Annotated in this window: 15 protein-coding genes; 7 read left to right on the top strand and 8 right to left on the bottom strand. The window is 48.1% G+C overall.

Annotation, left to right across the window (positions count from 1 at the left end):
* The first annotated feature begins 19 nt into the window (after positions 1-19).
* The 4 genes from BFC18_RS11270 to BFC18_RS21720 all read left to right on the top strand — a co-directional run bounded on the left by BFC18_RS11270 (position 20) and on the right by BFC18_RS21720 (position 4,521).
* The gene (locus BFC18_RS11270; RefSeq protein ID WP_070125651.1) at positions 20-2,032 is read left to right on the top strand and encodes a putative bifunctional diguanylate cyclase/phosphodiesterase; all 2,013 of its coding nucleotides are present in this window, start codon (positions 20-22) and stop codon (positions 2,030-2,032) included.
* 6 nt (positions 2,033-2,038) lie between these two features.
* The gene (locus BFC18_RS11265; protein ID WP_070125650.1) at positions 2,039-2,629 is read left to right on the top strand and encodes a thymidine kinase; all 591 of its coding nucleotides are present in this window, start codon (positions 2,039-2,041) and stop codon (positions 2,627-2,629) included.
* Positions 2,630-2,670: 41 nt separating this feature from the next.
* Positions 2,671-4,260 (top strand): serine hydrolase, encoded by a 1,590-nt coding sequence (locus BFC18_RS11260; protein ID WP_070125649.1) that lies wholly within the window; start codon positions 2,671-2,673, stop codon positions 4,258-4,260.
* A 114-nt stretch (positions 4,261-4,374) separates the two neighbouring features.
* Positions 4,375-4,521 carry a hypothetical protein gene (locus tag BFC18_RS21720; RefSeq protein ID WP_170826596.1) on the top strand — a complete coding sequence of 49 codons (147 nt, stop codon included), beginning with the start codon at positions 4,375-4,377 and terminating at the stop codon, positions 4,519-4,521.
* Positions 4,522-4,573: 52 nt separating this feature from the next.
* Here BFC18_RS21720 and BFC18_RS11255 read toward each other — a convergent pair whose 3' ends face one another.
* From BFC18_RS11255 to BFC18_RS11245, 3 genes are all read right to left on the bottom strand, one after another.
* On the bottom strand, positions 4,574-5,602 hold the full coding sequence (locus BFC18_RS11255) for a LacI family DNA-binding transcriptional regulator (protein ID WP_070125648.1): 1,029 nt from the start codon (positions 5,600-5,602) through the stop codon (positions 4,574-4,576).
* A gap of 279 nt (positions 5,603-5,881) precedes the next feature.
* Positions 5,882-6,511 (bottom strand): uracil phosphoribosyltransferase, encoded by a 630-nt coding sequence (upp, locus tag BFC18_RS11250; protein ID WP_070125647.1) that lies wholly within the window; start codon positions 6,509-6,511, stop codon positions 5,882-5,884.
* 37 nt (positions 6,512-6,548) lie between these two features.
* Positions 6,549-7,280: a class I SAM-dependent methyltransferase gene (locus tag BFC18_RS11245; RefSeq protein WP_070125646.1), complete on the bottom strand. Its 732-nt coding sequence runs from the start codon at positions 7,278-7,280 to the stop codon at positions 6,549-6,551.
* 331 nt (positions 7,281-7,611) lie between these two features.
* Between BFC18_RS11245 and BFC18_RS11240 the strand changes: the two genes are divergently transcribed.
* Together BFC18_RS11240 and BFC18_RS11235 are read left to right on the top strand one after the other, a co-directional pair.
* The gene (locus tag BFC18_RS11240) at positions 7,612-9,156 is read left to right on the top strand and encodes a S10 family peptidase (protein ID WP_070125645.1); all 1,545 of its coding nucleotides are present in this window, start codon (positions 7,612-7,614) and stop codon (positions 9,154-9,156) included.
* A 132-nt stretch (positions 9,157-9,288) separates the two neighbouring features.
* Positions 9,289-9,882, top strand: coding sequence for an acyl carrier protein phosphodiesterase (locus BFC18_RS11235; RefSeq protein ID WP_070125644.1), 594 nt, complete (start codon positions 9,289-9,291; stop codon positions 9,880-9,882).
* A 29-nt stretch (positions 9,883-9,911) separates the two neighbouring features.
* Here the strand turns inward: BFC18_RS11235 and minE are convergent, their stop codons facing one another.
* The 5 genes from minE to BFC18_RS11210 all read right to left on the bottom strand — a co-directional run bounded on the left by minE (position 9,912) and on the right by BFC18_RS11210 (position 15,518).
* A complete protein-coding gene (minE, locus tag BFC18_RS11230) occupies positions 9,912-10,166 on the bottom strand; it encodes a cell division topological specificity factor MinE (RefSeq protein WP_070125643.1) in 255 nt (84 codons plus the stop codon).
* On the bottom strand, positions 10,166-10,975 hold the full coding sequence (gene minD / locus BFC18_RS11225) for a septum site-determining protein MinD (RefSeq protein WP_070125642.1): 810 nt from the start codon (positions 10,973-10,975) through the stop codon (positions 10,166-10,168). Before minD ends, minE begins: the two co-directional genes overlap by 1 nt.
* 30 nt (positions 10,976-11,005) lie before the next feature.
* A complete protein-coding gene (gene minC / locus BFC18_RS11220; protein ID WP_070125641.1) occupies positions 11,006-11,758 on the bottom strand; it encodes a septum site-determining protein MinC in 753 nt (250 codons plus the stop codon).
* Positions 11,759-11,954: 196 nt separating this feature from the next.
* On the bottom strand, positions 11,955-13,361 hold the full coding sequence (locus BFC18_RS11215) for a zincin-like metallopeptidase domain-containing protein (RefSeq protein ID WP_070125640.1): 1,407 nt from the start codon (positions 13,359-13,361) through the stop codon (positions 11,955-11,957).
* A gap of 273 nt (positions 13,362-13,634) precedes the next feature.
* Positions 13,635-15,518, bottom strand: coding sequence for a DUF885 domain-containing protein (locus tag BFC18_RS11210; protein ID WP_139139000.1), 1,884 nt, complete (start codon positions 15,516-15,518; stop codon positions 13,635-13,637).
* 254 nt (positions 15,519-15,772) lie between these two features.
* Here BFC18_RS11210 and BFC18_RS11205 point away from each other — a divergent pair, with 254 nt between their 5' ends.
* The gene (locus BFC18_RS11205; protein ID WP_070125639.1) at positions 15,773-17,005 is read left to right on the top strand and encodes a methyl-accepting chemotaxis protein; all 1,233 of its coding nucleotides are present in this window, start codon (positions 15,773-15,775) and stop codon (positions 17,003-17,005) included.
* Positions 17,006-17,282: the final 277 nt, after the last annotated feature.

Below are 17,282 nucleotides of genomic sequence, written 5' to 3'. Positions count from 1 at the left end.
AGCCTTTCAGGATGCTGTAGTGCGCACATATTTTAAAACCGCTTACCGCGACGACAATACTCTGCGGGACGTTGTCCACTTGCTCCATTCCAATGCTTTCAACGGCATGATTATCTCTATCGCGGCGATCAGCGCCCTCACCTTCGGCTTTGATTCACCAGAAACTGCCGACACAAAAAAAATGTTTTGGTTCGTGATGGTTTGTCTACTTTTGCTACGCTTTTTCGATGCCGTATTTTGGATGAAAGTGCTTAAAAAGAAAGACAAGTCGCCTTGGCCCGCTTATCTGCGTTTTGGTGCGGGCGTTACCTTCACCGCATTATTCTGGGCGGCCTATAGCGTAAGTTTATTTCGGCAAATGCCCATTCTGGAGCTCGCCACTACCATGGTGGTGCTTTCAGCCCTCGCGGGAGGCGCGGCAACGGTTTTGGGCGCCAGCCGCCTGTTTGTATGGACCTATTGTACCTTGCTGCTCATACCGATTTCAGTGACTGCGATGGTCGATCCCCGAGAGGAGCTGTTTATCCTTGGCGCGCTTGGCATCGCCTTTTATGTCACCATGCTTGGCACCTCACGCAAAACCAATGCGTTTTTCCTCGAAACCATCGAACTGAAAGAACAAAACCAGGCGCTGGTTGGTCTAATGGCAGAAGAGCGCAATGACGTGGTGCGCGTAAACAGAGCGCTAACCAGCAGTAATCAAAAACTAGACGCCTTAAATGCCTCGTTAGAAGTAGAGGTAAAATCACGTACTGACGACATACTGCGGTTATCGAATTTAGATCCGCTGACATCGCTGATGAACCGTTCAGGCTTTTTACGTCATCTGCGACAGGAAATCAGGGAAGCCAGACAGAATCAGTCAAAACTCGCCGTTTTGTTTATTGATCTCGACGGCTTCAAACAAGTAAATGACAGCTTGGGCCATCAGGTGGGTGATCAGGTTTTGGTGGTCGCTGCAGCCCGGCTCGGCCGGTTTGCTTCTTCTGATCGGTTATCCCGATGGGGAGGCGACGAGTTTATCGTACTGGCCACCTTTAGCCAGCAAGACCGGCTACTGAAACTCGCGGCGGATATTCGCAGTAGCATTGCTCAAGGCATGGCAATTGAGAAAAACCAGATAAATCTGGATGCCACCATCGGCATTGCCGTATACCCCGACCACGGTGATGAAGAAAGGCAACTTATCCAACGTGCAGATATCACCATGTACCATGAGAAACGCCGCAAACTCAGCCACGTTGGTATATTCAACGACACCATTTTTGACGCTGTACACAGAGAACTCACCTTACGTGAAGGGCTGCGGAATGCCATCAGTAAAAATCAGCTCTATTTAGTTTACCAGCCGCTCATTTGCTCAGTTACCGGCAAGGTCTGGTCGTTCGAAGCCTTGCTGCGATGGCATTTTGAAGGTGAAGAAGTGTCGCCGGTGGATTTCATCCCAATTGCAGAACGTTCTGGGCGTATTAATGAAATTGGCATGTGGGTACTGTCTACCGCCTGTAACAATGCAGCCAATTGGGTAGATAAATCTGTCGCGATTTCGGTGAATGTGTCGGTGATCCAACTCATGGAAGATAACTTTATAGAGCAACTCGATAAAGTACTGGCCACCAGCGGACTGGCCCCCGAACGCCTACACCTCGAAGTGACCGAATCGGTTTTTGCAGACAATAAACAGAAGCTTTCTGAACAAGTTAACGCGATTAAATCCCGGCAGGTTGCTGTATCTATCGATGATTTCGGTACCGGTTTCTCGTCGCTCAGCCAACTACAGCTACTGCATTTTGATCACATTAAAATTGACCGTTCATTTATTAACAATCTGGATTCCACGGGTGAGCCCATCATACGTGCGACCCTGCTGATTGCCGGTGAATTTGGCTGCAAAACCATTGCTGAAGGCGTGGAAACCGAAAATCAGGCTACAAGGCTCAAAGCGATGGGTGTAGACTGTCTGCAAGGATATTACTACGCCAGGCCCGAGCGGGAAGAGTCCCTTGGTCGCTGGTTCGACACAGAAAAATAATAAATTATGGCCCAGCTTTATTTCTACTACTCCGCCATGAACGCGGGGAAGTCTACTTCACTGCTTCAATCTGCATATAACTACCGCGAACGCGGCATGCACGTGATGATCTTCACTGCAGCAATAGATGATCGCTATGACGTGGGAAAAGTCACATCGCGCATTGGCTTACAAGCCGATGCGGCACTGTACACACCAGAAGACAATTTATTCAAAGCCGTGTTCAAGGCCCACCGCACCCAACCACTGGATTGTGTGTTTATTGATGAAGCCCAGTTTCTGACTAAAACCCAGGTTAAGCAACTGGTTGAAATCGTTGATGAACTGGATATTCCCGTGCTTGCTTACGGCCTGCGTACCGATTTTCTGGGGGAAACCTTTGAAGGCAGCCATTACCTGCTGGCCTGGTCAGATAAATTCACCGAACTGAAAACCGTTTGCCACTGTGGCCGTAAAGCGACGTTTGTGGTGCGAATGGATGAACAAGGACAACCCGTAACCGGCGGAAATCAGGTAGAAATCGGCGGTAACGACAGGTACGAATCTATGTGCCGTAAACATTTCAAGCAACTGGTTTGGGATAAGCCACGAGACTAATCGCCTTCTGCATCACCTCAACCAACATTAAGGAAGATTTCATGCGCACACTGTTACCAATCGGTTTTTCACTGGCTGCCCTGATGTTTGCGCTGCCTGTGCTTGCAGACACTCGGCCAGTAAACCAGCTTCCGCCGCAACTCAGCGACCTGCCAGCCACCATCGATAAATCACTCAAGCAGTTCTACACCCCGGGAATGAGTGTGGGCATTATTCAAGACGGTAAAACCGTGTATCTGGCCGGACATGGTTTGCGGGATGTAAAAAATCAGTTGCCGGTAACACCTGACACCTGGTTTCGCCTTGCCTCCACCAGCAAAGCGTTTACTGCTGCGACTGTGGCGCAGTTAGTTGATGAGGAAAAACTGAACTGGCATACGCCAGTAACCGATGTACTGCCTGAATTTCAGATGCAAGATCCATGGGTAACCCGGGAAATGGACGTGACAGATTTGCTTACCCATCGCAGCGGGCTGGTGTCGGGAGCTGGTGACAGCATGTTGTGGCCTGAGCCTAGTGGATTTAGTCGTGCAGATATCATTCATAACCTACGTTACCTCACGCCGGATTACAGCTTTCGCCGTCACTATTCCTATTCCAATGTAATGTACATCACGGCCGGAGAAATAGTTGGCAAGCTGACTGAGTCAAGCTGGGAAGCACGTTTGCAGGAACGTATTTTTGCTCCCCTCGACATGGAATGTTTCGGTGGCGACGTACCAGAGCACGTACTGGAAAATCGCGCGATTAGCTATGGCCATAACGATGAACGGGGCATTTATCAGATTCCTCGCAATCAAATTGCCCGTCAAGGCATTGTGTCTGCCGCAGCGGGTGGTGTGAGTTGCAATGCCAGTAGCATGCTCAAGTGGTTACAGATGTGGCTAGACGGCGGGAAGCTGCCCTCCGGCGATGCTTTACTGTCTGAGGCTGCTTACAACACGATGCTTACCGCTCAGACCCTACTTCCCATCGACGAAACCGATGAAGCGTGGGACAACACCCATTTCAAAGTCTATGGTTTAGGCTGGCGGTTAATTGATGTATATGGGCATCAGGTGATATCTCACACTGGCACCTTGTCTGGCTATCAGGCTTACGTGGCTTTTGTGCCAGAACTGAAGTTAGGGGTGGTGCTGTTGAACAATGGGTCAAACTACGGCGCCCGAGGCAGTATCATGCAAACAATTCTAAAAGCCTATATGCCAAATACCGGCGACAAACAAGATTGGATTGCCAACTATCAAACCTATCAGGACAAGCAGGAGCAGAAATACCTGGCCCGTCACACCGTGCCCCGGGGCAATGGCGATATGCTACTTGAAGCAGATGCCTATAGTGGTGTGTTCGAAGATGCGTGGTTTGGCACCCTGACTATTTCTGAAAGTCGCCACGGTCTGCGTATTCAGTCTGAAAAGATGCCTACCCTCGCTGGTACCCTTGAACCGTTTGAAGGGCATATCTGGGTGATTCGGTGGGACAACCAGAATGCCGGCAGCGATGCGTTTATACGCTACGAGGTGAATGGCGCTCACCAGGTAATGGGGTTTACGCTACACCCGTTTAGCGAGCGTGAAAGCAACAATCACGAATGGCGTGATATGCACTTTACTAAGTCGCTAAGTGAATGAATTTGAGATTGTGCTTTAAGATCTTTAAAAATCGATTATATCGATTAATAAATGAGATTTTAATTCAGCAATACAATCTAATAATCTGTACTCAACTTAACGAGGAGCAGACAAATGGCTAAAATGATTCAAAAATTGGTGAAGAAGCAACAATCCGATAATGGCGTAGCAGTAACCTGCAATTATCAAAATAATTATTATGGTGATCAGGTCTGTGTGGCTTGTAAACCTACTCCGCTGTCTCAACAAGCTGGCAAATAATTCGGCCTATTATCAGACCAGCATGAGTAAACCCAATTCGCGGTGAGGTGAGTTAAATCGTCTCACCGCTGAGTAACTCAAAGCTCAGTACTTCGGATTTAGCGTCGTCTCCGGCTAGCAATAATCGCGCAGCAACCTGACCCTTTTCAATACTCGACTGGCACACGGTCGAAAGTTGTGGACGGGTACGAGCCGCTTCATCAATACCATCAAAACCAGTGATCTTCAGTTCACCTGGCACATCAATGCCCATGCCCAATGCACATTGCAAAAGCTCGATAGCGATAATGTCACTCATGCAAAGAATCGTGCGCGGTCGGTCTGTGGTACTTAATGCTTCTTTTGCAGCCTGGCGAGCGAAATTGCCCCCACTCTCAGGAAGATGCCATATCCAGTCGTTACTGATTGTTGCATGGCGATCTTGTATTGCCCGCATATACCCGTCGAGTCGGCGATGAGAAATGGCGGTTTCTGCATCAAGTAATGGGCTGTCGTAAATACGGCATGTACTAGGGGAATCGATAAGTTTCAGGCCTAAAATTGCAACGCTGTCACCCTCTTCTATTGCAGACAACGCCATTTGATAGGCAGCTTCTTCATTATCGATATTTACCGAAGGGCAACCTTCTAAGTTAAAGTCTACCGTAACAACAGGTTTACTCTGTTGTTTGAGTTCATCACCTAACTTCGTATTCTGCGGAGCACCGTAACAAATAAATCCATCGACAAAATCCGCCACATCGAGAATAGTCGTAGCATTGCCAGCATAAAGCAGCAAGTGTTTACCCGCTTCCTGTAATACTGACGACACGCCTCGAATGAAGGTGCTTGCCACCGGGTCACTGACCATGTAACCGATGTTATCTGCCAGCACCACTGCGACAATATTAGAGTGACCTTTACGAAGAATTTGTGCCGCTTTGTTTGGACCGCTGTAACCGATTTCCTTACACGCAGTCAAAATCGCATCACGCCGGGCAGCGGATAGCTGATCTGGCCGATTAAACGCATTGGAAATGGTTGCCGTGGAAACACCGAGTTTTTCGGCCACATCTTTCAGAGTGAGTTTTACTTTTTTCATACCGCGACTTCGCTCACAACAGGCAGCCAAACAGAGTTACTTCAGGGAATGCTTCCCAATAGCAGCGATCCGGATGGGCAAACTTAAACGATTAACATTTTTTTAAAATATTAGCACAGACATTGCGAGCGTGACGATCTTATTTTGTCATCCACACCGTATTTGCTCGTACTTATGAACTGGGAAAAGTTTAAGAGAAGGCTAAAATTTTCAGAAGCCGGCTCCCGTTTCCTGAATCCGGCTTACAAACAAATCTTATATAGATTACAGTAGAATGGCTTAGCGCGTGCCGAAAATTTTGTCGCCGGCATCGCCTAGCCCCGGCAAAATATAACCTTGTTCGTTCAACCGCTCGTCAATGGAAGCCGTGAATATTTCCACATCAGGGTGCGCGTTTTGTACCGCCTCGATGCCTTCCGGTGCGGCCACCAGAAATAGCCCCATAATTTGCTCACAGCCTTTTTGTTTTAACAAATCGATAGTCGCAATGAGCGTGCCGCCGGTGGCCAGCATCGGGTCGACAATCAGTGCGGTACGGATATCGATATCCTTCACCACTTTGTCAAAATAGGGTACCGGCTCTAGGGTTTCTTCGTCGCGATACAACCCTACTACACTGATTTTGGCATTAGGGATAAGTTGCAATACACCATCCAGCATACCCAGCCCGGCACGTAAAATAGGTACAACGGTAATTTTCTTGCCTTTTATTTGCTGCACTGACAGCGTATCACCGCTCCAGCCTTTAATTTCAGCCGTCTCAGTAGGCAGTTCCCGGGTGGCTTCATAGGTAAGCAAGTTCCCCACTTCTGATGCCAGTTCACGGAAATCTTTGCTGGAAATGCTAGATTCCCGCATCAGACCGATTTTGTGTTGAATAAGCGGATGTTTAATTTCATGGACAGCCACGATGAATTCCTCTGTAACTTGCCTATTCGCCTGCTATTTAGCTGGCTGGCTTTTGAATAATGAAAATAACATCGTTGTAGCGCCAAGCCAATTTCCCCATCGATAACGTACTGAGTATTCTGGCGAAGAAGCCGACAACTTTGTCTTTCTTTGAGCGCTTTCGAAGATAATTATTTTTCCCCATTTCCATACTTAGCTGCAGGCCGTTTGCATCACAAAACGCTTTAATACCACCGCGCGATAATTGGGGATCGTACACAATGGGATACGGAGCATGACCAGGTTCACCAGCCTGGGTTTTCCCTTTGATAAACCGGTAATAGCTTACATGTAACCAATGCGGGGTCATGCGCGCCAGGAAACCATACACGGTATAACGATCAGGCACTTTGATGACGATCAGGCCTCCGGGTTTCAGCCATAACGTAAAATTCATCAGTACTTTATTGATGTTCTCAATATGTTCAAGCACATATGACGTGTATATCACATCGAAGTGTTCAGCGGGTAAGTCCAGCGCGCGCAAATCGCCAATCACAATTTCATGCAAATCATTGTGTTTAGCTTTTCGTAGTGCCAACGCCGCTTCGTCGATGTCTACACCGGTGATGAACCGGTCTATCCCTTCCAGCTTAAGCGGCCATTTCTGTCCGCATCCCGCTTCGAGAATAATAAGTTTACCGTTGGCTTGTTCTGCAACATTGCGGATGTGTTGCTCAATAAGCCGGGTTTCCTGTTTGGTATTTTCTAACAGCGTGAGGCGTTCCATTGCATTCCTGTAGAGGTAAAAGACGAGAAAACAGTCAGCTATTGATACGCCTTCAAAGTTTACACAGTTCAGTTACAGATGAAATAGCGAAAAACTTATAAGACCACCGTTTCATCTGGTATTTTGATTCCCACTCCCTGGGTGTACTGGAATTACTTTACCGCCGCCTTTAGCCGGTACGTCGTTAAACCTTTGCTTTCAATTACCACTCTTCGTTAACTTAGTATTTAGTAATGCGCAGATAACACTGCGTAGCACATGAATAAATCATGCGGGCCAGGTAGCGCACGCTAATAACAAAAACGACAACAATAATTACAGAGGAAACAACATGACATTTCGTCGTACTTTCACTGCCCTGACATTGGCACTGAGCGTCGCAGGAAGCCTCGCTATACCATCGGCTCTCGCCGCCGATACCCCAGTTGTAAAACGCAGTATTCCTGTGGAATCCGCGGTTACCACGACACATAAAACCACTATCAAAGGTGAGAAAATCAGTTATACCGCAACGGCGGGAATGCAGCCATTGTGGGATGAAGAAGGCAATCCAACAGCCACATTGCAATATACCTACTACAAGCGGGAAGGCGTAAAAGACAGCGCATCTCGCCCACTGGTTATTAGCTTTAACGGAGGACCGGGCTCCGCTTCGGTTTGGATGCACATTGCCTACACCGGCCCGAAAGTGCTGAACATCGATGAAGAAGGCTATCCGCTGCAACCTTATGGAACCAAAACTAACCCGTACTCCATTTTAGATGTTGCCGACATTGTTTACGTTAACCCGGTGAATACCGGCTACAGCCGCGCCCTTCCTGATAAAGACGGAAAAATGCCGTCGAAAGATAAAATCGCAAAAATGTTTTTTGGTGTGAATGTTGACGTGCAATACCTGGCGGAATGGATTAACACGTTCGTCACCCGCAACAATCGCTGGCGTTCACCGAAATACCTGATTGGCGAAAGCTACGGTACAACCCGGGTTTCTGGCTTGGCGCTGGCATTACAAGAACGTCAATGGATGTATTTAAACGGCGTTATTCTGGTGTCGCCTACTGAGCTTGGCATTAAGCGTGAAGGCCCGGTAGAAGCAGCCAACCGCCTGCCCTACTTCGCAGCTGCCGCCTGGTATCACAACAAGCTGGCAGCCCAGTATCAGAACATGGACCTGGAAGCTTTTCTACCTCAGGTTGAACAATTCACCCTCAATAAGCTGTTACCGGCTCTTGCTAAAGGTGCTTGGATCAGTGATGAAGAAAAGCAGTCTGTGATCAACCAGTTTGCGGCCTACTCAGGTTTAACGGCTAAAGAAGTTGAGCAGAGTAACCTGGACGTTAGCACCTGGTTTTTCTGGAAAGCGCTGCTGCGTGATGAAGGCAAAACCATTGGTCGTCTGGATAGCCGTTACTTAGGTATCGATAAGCAGGAAACCGGTGATCGCCCCGATTACAATGCAGAGCTAACATCCTGGCTGCATTCGTTCACGCCAGCAATCAACGATTATCTGCGTAACGACCTGAAATTTGAAACCGACACCAAGTACAACATGTTCGGTATGGTGTATCCATGGGATCGCGACAACGATCACACCGGCGACAATTTGCGTCAGGCGATGGCTACCAACCCTTACCTGAATGTGATGGTGCAGTCTGGTTATTACGATGGTGCTACCAACTATTTTGATGCCAAGTACACCATGACCCAACTCGACCCCAGCGGCAAAATGAAAGACCGCCTGCGCTTCAAAGGTTATCGCAGTGGTCATATGATGTATTTGCGCTATGAAGACTTAAAAGCCGCAAACGAAGACATCCGTACCTTTATCAGCGAGAGTCTGCCAGCGAAAGACGAAGCGGCCAAATACGACCGATAGTACTGAGCAGAGCTTCCGATTACCGCAGTAATGAGCAAAAGCCTGGTTAGCGCAAGCTTGGCTAGCGAAAACCAAACCGTAAGACGTAAAAATGCCAGCACCTGATGCTGGCATTTTTGTTACACTCACACCATGAATTATCTCGCCCACCTCTTTCTGGCTCAGCCAACCGCAGATTCCTGCTACGGCAATCTATTAGGCGATTTCCAGAAAGGTATTGATGTCACTCAGCTTCCTCAAGCGGTTAAAAATGGCCTTGAGAATCATAAGCTGGTTGATAAATTTACCGATTCTCATCCTTGGGTAACAGGGCTCAGACAAACATTCAGCCCTCAGCGACGTCGCTTTGCCGGCATCACGTTAGATGTGCTCTTCGACCACTTTCTCATTCAACATTGGCAACAATTCAGCCACCAGCCTTTTCAGACATTCTGCGATAACCGCTATGCACTACTGGCAAAACGCCACAATGACATGCCGCCATGCATGCATCAGGTAGTGGGAAGCATGCTTGAGAACCGCTGGTTAGATGTCTATGAGAATGTGGAAGGTGTGGCAATGGCGCTAGACAGAACCGCATCACGCATTCGGTTTCGTCATCGGTTTGAAGGCAGCATTGAAGAAATTCTGCCAGCTTATACGCAAATAAATAAGGAATTTCCTGCGTTTTTCAGTGAGCTTGAAGCGCACATAAAAGAAAAGGGGCTCGAGGCCCCTTCTGCGTAATGCGTCCGTGCCTGTAAGACACAGCGCTCTTATTTTTCCGGTAACGTGATATTCAGTTCCAGTACGCTGCAGTCTTCACTGTTTTCTAGCTGCACTGACACGTCGTCATCGGCAATATGCACGTATTTGCGGATCACTTCGAGGATTTCTTGTTGCATCATCGGCAGATAATCCGGTTGCGAACGTTTACGACGCTCATGGGCAACGATGATCTGCAGGCGCTCCTTGGCGACAGCCGCAGTATTTGGTTTCCCTTTTTTCAGCAGATAATCGAAAATGCCCATTACTTACCTCCCAGCAGTCGCTTGAAGAAACCCTTTTTCTCAACATCCAGGAAGCGATGAGGCACTTCTTCACCCAACAGGCGTTTCACCGCGTCGGAATAAGCTTTACCCGCATTCGACTCGGTATCCAGAATAACCGGCGCACCTTGGTTCGATGCTTTTAATACGGCTTCTGACTCTGGGATGACTCCCAGCAGTGGCACAGCAAGAATTTCTTCTACATCGGCAACACTCAGCATTTCTGCGGTGGCCACACGCTCAGGATTGTAGCGGGTTAATAGCAAATGCTCTTTTACAGACTGACCTTTCTCTGCGCGCATGGATTTGCTTTGCAAAATGCCTAGAATGCGGTCTGAGTCACGCACGGAAGACACTTCCGGGTTTGTAACCACAATGGCTTCATCGGCGAAGTACAGCGCCATCTGTGCGCCCTGCTCTATACCGGCAGGAGAATCGCAAATGATGAAGTCGTAGTCTTTCGACAGATCATCAAGTACTTTCTGAACGCCTTCCATGGTCAGTGCGTCTTTATCCCGGGTTTGAGAAGCCGGCAGGATATACAGATTGTTGGTGCGCTTATCTTTAATCAGCGCCTGATTCAGCGTCGCTTCCTTGTTGATCACGTTTACAAAGTCGTAAACCACACGACGTTCGCAGCCCATGATTAGATCCAGGTTTCGCAGACCCACATCAAAATCAATCACCACGGTTTTATGTCCGGCCAACGCCAGACCTGTAGCAATGGCAGCACTTGACGTGGTTTTGCCTACGCCGCCCTTTCCTGAAGTTACTACAATTATTTTAGCCATTTACTATTCCCCAATAGCATTTGCACCGCGTTAGGATAATGCTTCAATAAGAAGTGCATCTGCGTCTAAATATGCCTGTGCTGGTTTTTTCCAACACTTATTTTGTATGTTTTCCTGCATCACGAAGCGCCCGGCAATAGAAACCAATTCAGCTTCCATGTTCTGACAAAAAATTCGTGCCTGCTCATTGCCCTTAACGCCGGCCAGCGCCCGTCCACGTAGTGTTCCGTAAACGTGAATATTACCATCAGCGAGAATTTCAGCCCCTTCACTTACGGCGCCCAGAATCACCAGATCACTGCCTTCCGCATAAACCTGCTGACCAGAACGCACAGGTCTGGCAACAATCTTAGCAGGTTTCACCACTTCTACTGTATGCGTAACGGTTTCTACTTGTGCTGGCGCTTCTGCGGGTGCTTGCTGACTTTGTGAAACCGATGCTTCAACAGGTTTATTTTCAGCAAGTGGCTTTTCGCTGATTTTGCTCTGACTAATATCAGCCATACCCAAATCGTTGATGGTAGATTTTAATCCTTCAGTAACACCCTTTATCGCCATAGGTTGTAAATCATGGCGACGACATAACGCCACCAACAGTTCAAACTCGGTAGCAGACAGCGGCGCATTAAGATGAAGGATCAGTGAAGAGCGGGTGAAAAAGAGCGGCGCACTGGCAATTTTTTCCGCCAGTTGCGATTCAAATTCATCCGGTTCAAAGGAGACAACTTCCAGTACAATACTGGTAAGCGTGGTGCCTTTCATTCGAAAGCACGGTTGAGACATGTAGCGCATCCTGAATTATAATTATAATCCCGCTACAAGCTAGAAATGACAAGGCGGGAACTGATGACACAACTCTATCAAATTCCCGGCTTACAGCAACATAAACGCCCGGATTTACCCCTTGAGCGTTGAAAAATCATACAATATTGTTATTCGCGACCTGCCAGGCCAAGCATTAACACCGAAAAACCGTCAATTAGACGGTTTCTCTGTCTTCGGGAAACAAGAACAAGCAAAGTCGATTTGCACATTCCGACGCGCTGGCAAGCACGTCAAAGCGCCCCTGGGGTGACAATTCGTCAATCCAGTTACCAATTCGCTGTACACTCGTTTGGCAAGGTTTTCTGTCTAGCCCAAAGCGCACCGACAAACTGGCCGCAGCCACTTCCGTTACCAGCGTAGTGTAAGCATCGAACTGCACGGGGTCACGTAAATGTGCGCCTACATTCAAACGCTTCTTATGCCCAGCCCAACGGATTAACAGAGGTAAGATTGCCTGATAGTAGGCCGCCGTTACATGCTTCGCATACAAGCCGGTATCCGGTGGCATTTCAATGTAGTCTTCGTTCGGGTGCCATTTCGGCTCATTGCCTTCCCGTACATCTACCTGCAAACGTTCCAGCCTGGCGCGCAACGTAGTCAGCGGCTCAACAAAACCTTCTTCATAAGGCATACCGTTGTAGTCGAGCAATTCACTGGCGTTGTATACAAGCGAAACCCGTCGTCCTTTTTGCGGCGCGCCTTCATCCCCTTCACCTAGCGACAGCTCTGCTGAAGGCATAGAGAAGTAATGAAAAACCGGGGCCGGACGGGCATCCTTGCGTAGTTTGAAACCCTGCTTTTTCCACTGGATTTTGGTTGCCCACAGGTTACTGGTGTAACCATAGGTGCGTGAAATCAGTGACAGAATAACCCACGTTAACATTGAGTTATAAGGGACTTTCGAGCGCACATTAAAATGGGCAACAGGTTCTGGCTGCTCTATCCAGCGCAAAATACAGTCGTCATCTTTGGCGACAAGATCCTGCAAAATTGTCTGATAACCAGATTCGTCCAGGTCCCAGCTGTCATTATTGAGTAAAACCACATCGGCCAAACTCTGACATCCCGCTACCGGATGACGGCGCAAGAAATAATGTAAACTAAGCGCAGACTCTGCATCTTTACGCATGATGTCCAGATCGTTGATGTACACCACCCAGTAATGCAGCTCTTTCAGCAAAGCTTGAAGTTCGCCGCGGGTGACGCCTTCCCATTGACCCGGTGCCTGCAAGTCAAAAATTTTGCTCACCGATGTTGTGCTATAAGACCCACTGATTTTTTGCAGAATATCCTGGTAGGACAACCCCAGCCATTCTTCAATATCAGCAATTTGTTTACTGATTTCACTTAAGTTTCTGACACTGGCATCCAAACTGCGATCATGGCCAAGAAAATGAATCGGCCTACTGCTGCTCGCGGTTTGTTCAACAAAATGCCAGAAAGGATCTCGACCGTTAAATTTCGCAGACAGTCGCAGCAGCGTTTTGGGGCTGCTTCCTGTTGCAAGGGAACACTCCAGTTGCAACGGGTAACTGTTTCGAAATTGGGACAATGTCAACATTAGCTAATCCTTCTTAGGCTATTCAGGTCTATAAGCGCAAATACGCCCGGCAGAAATCGACCGGTATCCTGATTAGTTTGGAGTGTAGCTAAGGTATGAAATGTGTTCGATATACGAATTGATAATCAGATGTCGATACTGATAAGTACCGATACCTGCGCTAAGGTATAGATAAAACAACGCATTGAGAGGAAAGCCTGTTTTTTTTGCACAAAAAAAGGCCAAAAACGCACTTTGACCTTTAGTGACATTTGCGACATCGCTTTGACGTTATTATCCGTCAGTCGACTGTGCTGTTATCCAGGCTTCAACGTCTTGTCTCACCATGGCCATAGGACGGGCGCCCGGTAGCAAGATAACGTCATGAAATTGTTTGATATCGAACTTAACGCCCAGCGCTTGTCGCGCTTGCTTTTCCAATGCAACAAATTCGAGCATACCCAGTTTGTAACCCAGTGCTTGCCCAGGCATGGCCATATAGCGTTCAACTTCTGGCACAACATCAGATAACGGCGTGCCCGTCGTATCGTGGAAATACGCTATTGCTTGCTCTCTGGTCCAGTGCTTAAAGTGCATTCCCGTGTCTACCACTAAGCGCACTGCCCGGTAAAGTTCAGCTTGAAGGCGACCTAAATTACCCAATGGGTCGTCGTCATACATGCCCATATACTCCGCAGCCACATATTCAGAGTACAATGCCCATCCCTCGACAAACGCATTGTAAGGTGCATTTTGTCGCATCAGACCGATATCAGTTTGCGCCATGTTCAATGCGATTTGAAAATGATGCCCTGGTACAGCTTCATGGTAAGTGAGCGTTTTTAAACTGAACTTAGGTACTGCTTTCATATCGCGCAGATTGATCCAGTAGATGCCGGGGCGACTGCCGTCCAGAGACGGCTGGGAATAATAGCCTCCCGCCTCACCCGCTTCCGACACCGGCGGAATCCGGTCGACCTCTACCGGCTGTGTGGGCACAGTGCCATAGAATTCAGGCGCCCGAGCCATCACCGTTTTCACTTCATCGTTCAGATAATCGAGGAGTGCCTGGCGCCCCTCTTCCGTGGCTTCAAAAAGCTGTCCGGGAACGTCAGCCAGCGCAAGCATGCGCTCACCAACCGTTCCTTTTGAATAACCGTTTTCCCGCAGAATCGTATCCATCTGCGCAGAAATCCGCTCAACTTCAGATAAACCTAACTGGTGAATTTCTTCCGGTGACAATGTCGAATCGGCCAGGAATTTAATTTCATGTAGATAAAATGCCTCACCGCCAGGCTGCGCCCATATGCCGTCGCTGTTACCCGCCTTTTGCTCGCTTTCAAGTACCGCATCTCTGGCACGATTAAATGCCGGATAGACCACCGTTGAAACCAATTCACCGGCAAGCTTCACCATGTCGCTTTTGGTTGTCGCATCCAGTTCACTGACCTTTTCAAGCTTGCTCGCAAAAGCAGTTACCAATCCGTGATCTTCGGGCTCGGCGGCCAAAAAGCCATTCAGGTAAGCCAAGGTTTTCGGGCGCAGTTTTTTCGGCAGTACAATACCTTTCGCCTCGTCGGCCTTAAATTTGGCCACCACGCCATCTACAAATGCGCCCATTTTTTCCAGCCGGGTGAGATAGTCCTCGGCATCTTTTTTTGTCGCCACGGACTGCTGTACCTGCATTATCTTGGGTATATCAATCAACGGGCCCATGATCTGATTAATAATATAAGGCAGGTGCGCACTCCAGGTATCAATATATCCCCCAGGAAAGGTGCGTTCACCGGTATAAAAGTCGAATATGTTAATGAGGATTTGTTGATGCATGCGGTCTTTGTCAGAAAGCAATGTACCATCAATCTCTTTCAGTGCTGCTGCGGCCTGCGCCATACTGCTCTGGAATTGTTCCATACCGGCGACAGAATAGTCTGGGAACCTATCGTTATACCTGCCCCCAGCCTGCTGAACCGGCATAGCTAACGTGGTTGACAGCGTCGGATATTGATCAAAGAAAACCCGGGTGTACGTATCGGCGGTTTCAGTAAGCGCAATGTCCGCGGCTTCTTGCTGCGCGGGCGTCACCTTTGTTTCCTGTTTGGCGGTTTGACTGGCATCGTTACAGCCTGTCATCAAACCGGCTGTAATAAGCGCAATAAACAAGTTGGAGAACTTCATACCTATTCCTTCTTCTTCGTTGTTGTCCCATTCTGTCTGAATCTGCTGCACAGCACAGCGTCACTGAACGCAATTCAGGCAGATTTAACCGAATCCCGATAGCGAATAAGAATAAGCGGCTAGGTGGTTTATCGACGTCTTCCATGATGCAAATCAATAATTTACCAGTTTTTTCTGTAATCCAGGTTACCGTAGTTACATAACCTTCCGGGCTAGGCTATGGTTGCACTCTGACTCGCAGATTCTGTAATTGTATGTTCTGGACGCTCTATTCCACCATTGAGAAAACCTTCTTCAATACGTTAACGAAAAAGATTGCGGGCAACATTGGCTTTCTTTTTCTCTGCCAGGTAGCCACCCTGTATCTTTTCTACCTTTATGCACATGCGGATGAAGCAACCCGTGAAACCGCTTTTCTATGGTTAGCCACTATGTTGGTATTGAACGCGGTTGGTTTTCTATTCACCCTCTTTTACTTACGCTATTTAATCGTGCGGCCCGTAAGCGCACTCGTTCGCACCCTTGATGAAATCAATCACACCGAGGGCGACTTAAGAACCCGGTTGCCTGCGTTTACCCAAGACGAATTCCGCGCCTTGTCAAAGGCCTACAATCTGTTTGCTAACAATTTGAACAAATTACTGAGTCGCATCCATGCAGATGCGCAGCTTACAGCATCTAGCAATGCTGCCATGTCGTCGCAAATTCATACCGCCAGTGACCAAGCCAGCCAGCAAAAGCACCTGACCCAGGAGGTGGTTGCCGGCACTACCACTGTAACCCAAGGCATAAATGACATTGTGCAGGCGAGTAACGGCATGGCACAGAGCAACTATTCAAATCTACAATCGGCATCGCTGGCAAACACCACACTATCTGAATCGCAAACGCAATTGGGCGATATCTCAACGCTGTTATCTTCGTTTTCCCACACTGTGGGTGGTTTGCAGGAAAATGCTGCCAATGTGAAAAGCATTCTGCGCATGGTGGAATCTTTCGCTGACCAAACCAACCTGCTCGCGCTAAACGCGGCCATTGAAGCCGCCCGTGCCGGCGAGGCGGGCAGAGGATTCGCGGTGGTCGCTGACGAAGTGCGCGCATTGTCAGTAAAAGTGACAGACGCCACCCGGCAAATTAACGCGTTCCTTAACGACATGGATTTGTTGGTTAATGAAACCCAACGTGAATCAGATTCCCTACTAGATGCGTCTTCGAAAATGAAAAGTAGTCTGGATAGTACGATGAAAACTTTCAGCGATATGATGACTGACTTTCAGAAAAACAGTGATGAGTTTGACTATATTGCCCGGTCGGTTACGCAATTAAATCGGCATTCTCAACAAACCTTAACTTCAGTCACTACAATAACGGCGTTGGCGGAGGGCATGCAGGAAAAGTTAGTGACGGTAGATACTGAGGCCAGACAAGCACAAACACTGGCCTCTGCAACAACTACACAACTTGCCCGCTTTGTTAGCCAGGCGTGAAGAGAGGATTAAGCGAGGCGTAGCTTTGCTTTCGACTTAACCGGTTGAGGGAAGGGATAACTTGAGTCAAGAATTAGACGACTGCCATCATTAAACTCATAAGAAGTAAGGGTTTCTGATAACACTTCACATTTATTGCACGTTCGGAAACAGTGTAGCCAAATATGGGATTGCTCTACACTTAATGCTTTGTCGGCCTGGGTTAGACGCATTACAGTCATGGTTGATCTCCGGGTAAGAATCACATTCTTTCGTCGAACTGCATGCGAAAGATCAC

The organism is Alteromonas confluentis (assembly GCF_001757105.1).
In the GTDB taxonomy this organism is placed as follows: Bacteria; Pseudomonadota; Gammaproteobacteria; order Enterobacterales; family Alteromonadaceae; genus Alteromonas; species Alteromonas confluentis.
Note: the sequence above shows the minus strand (reverse complement) of the source record. Positions and strands in the feature narration are given on the sequence as shown.

Excerpts from the sequence above, each read along its gene's own strand:
- BFC18_RS11265 (WP_070125650.1), top strand. The coding sequence starts at position 2,039 with ATGGCCCAGCTTTATTTCTACTACTCCGCCATGAACGCGGGGAAGTCT.
- BFC18_RS11260 (WP_070125649.1), top strand. The coding sequence starts at position 2,671 with ATGCGCACACTGTTACCAATCGGTTTTTCACTGGCTGCCCTGATGTTT.
- BFC18_RS21720 (WP_170826596.1), top strand. The coding sequence starts at position 4,375 with ATGGCTAAAATGATTCAAAAATTGGTGAAGAAGCAACAATCCGATAAT.
- BFC18_RS11255 (WP_070125648.1), bottom strand. The coding sequence starts at position 5,602 with ATGAAAAAAGTAAAACTCACTCTGAAAGATGTGGCCGAAAAACTCGGT.
- BFC18_RS11245 (WP_070125646.1), bottom strand. The coding sequence starts at position 7,280 with ATGGAACGCCTCACGCTGTTAGAAAATACCAAACAGGAAACCCGGCTT.
- BFC18_RS11240 (WP_070125645.1), top strand. The coding sequence starts at position 7,612 with ATGACATTTCGTCGTACTTTCACTGCCCTGACATTGGCACTGAGCGTC.
- BFC18_RS11235 (WP_070125644.1), top strand. The coding sequence starts at position 9,289 with ATGAATTATCTCGCCCACCTCTTTCTGGCTCAGCCAACCGCAGATTCC.
- minE (WP_070125643.1), bottom strand. The coding sequence starts at position 10,166 with ATGGGCATTTTCGATTATCTGCTGAAAAAAGGGAAACCAAATACTGCG.
- minD (WP_070125642.1), bottom strand. The coding sequence starts at position 10,975 with ATGGCTAAAATAATTGTAGTAACTTCAGGAAAGGGCGGCGTAGGCAAA.
- minC (WP_070125641.1), bottom strand. The coding sequence starts at position 11,758 with ATGTCTCAACCGTGCTTTCGAATGAAAGGCACCACGCTTACCAGTATT.
- BFC18_RS11215 (WP_070125640.1), bottom strand. The coding sequence starts at position 13,361 with ATGTTGACATTGTCCCAATTTCGAAACAGTTACCCGTTGCAACTGGAG.
- BFC18_RS11210 (WP_139139000.1), bottom strand. The coding sequence starts at position 15,518 with ATGAAGTTCTCCAACTTGTTTATTGCGCTTATTACAGCCGGTTTGATG.
- BFC18_RS11205 (WP_070125639.1), top strand. The coding sequence starts at position 15,773 with ATGTTCTGGACGCTCTATTCCACCATTGAGAAAACCTTCTTCAATACG.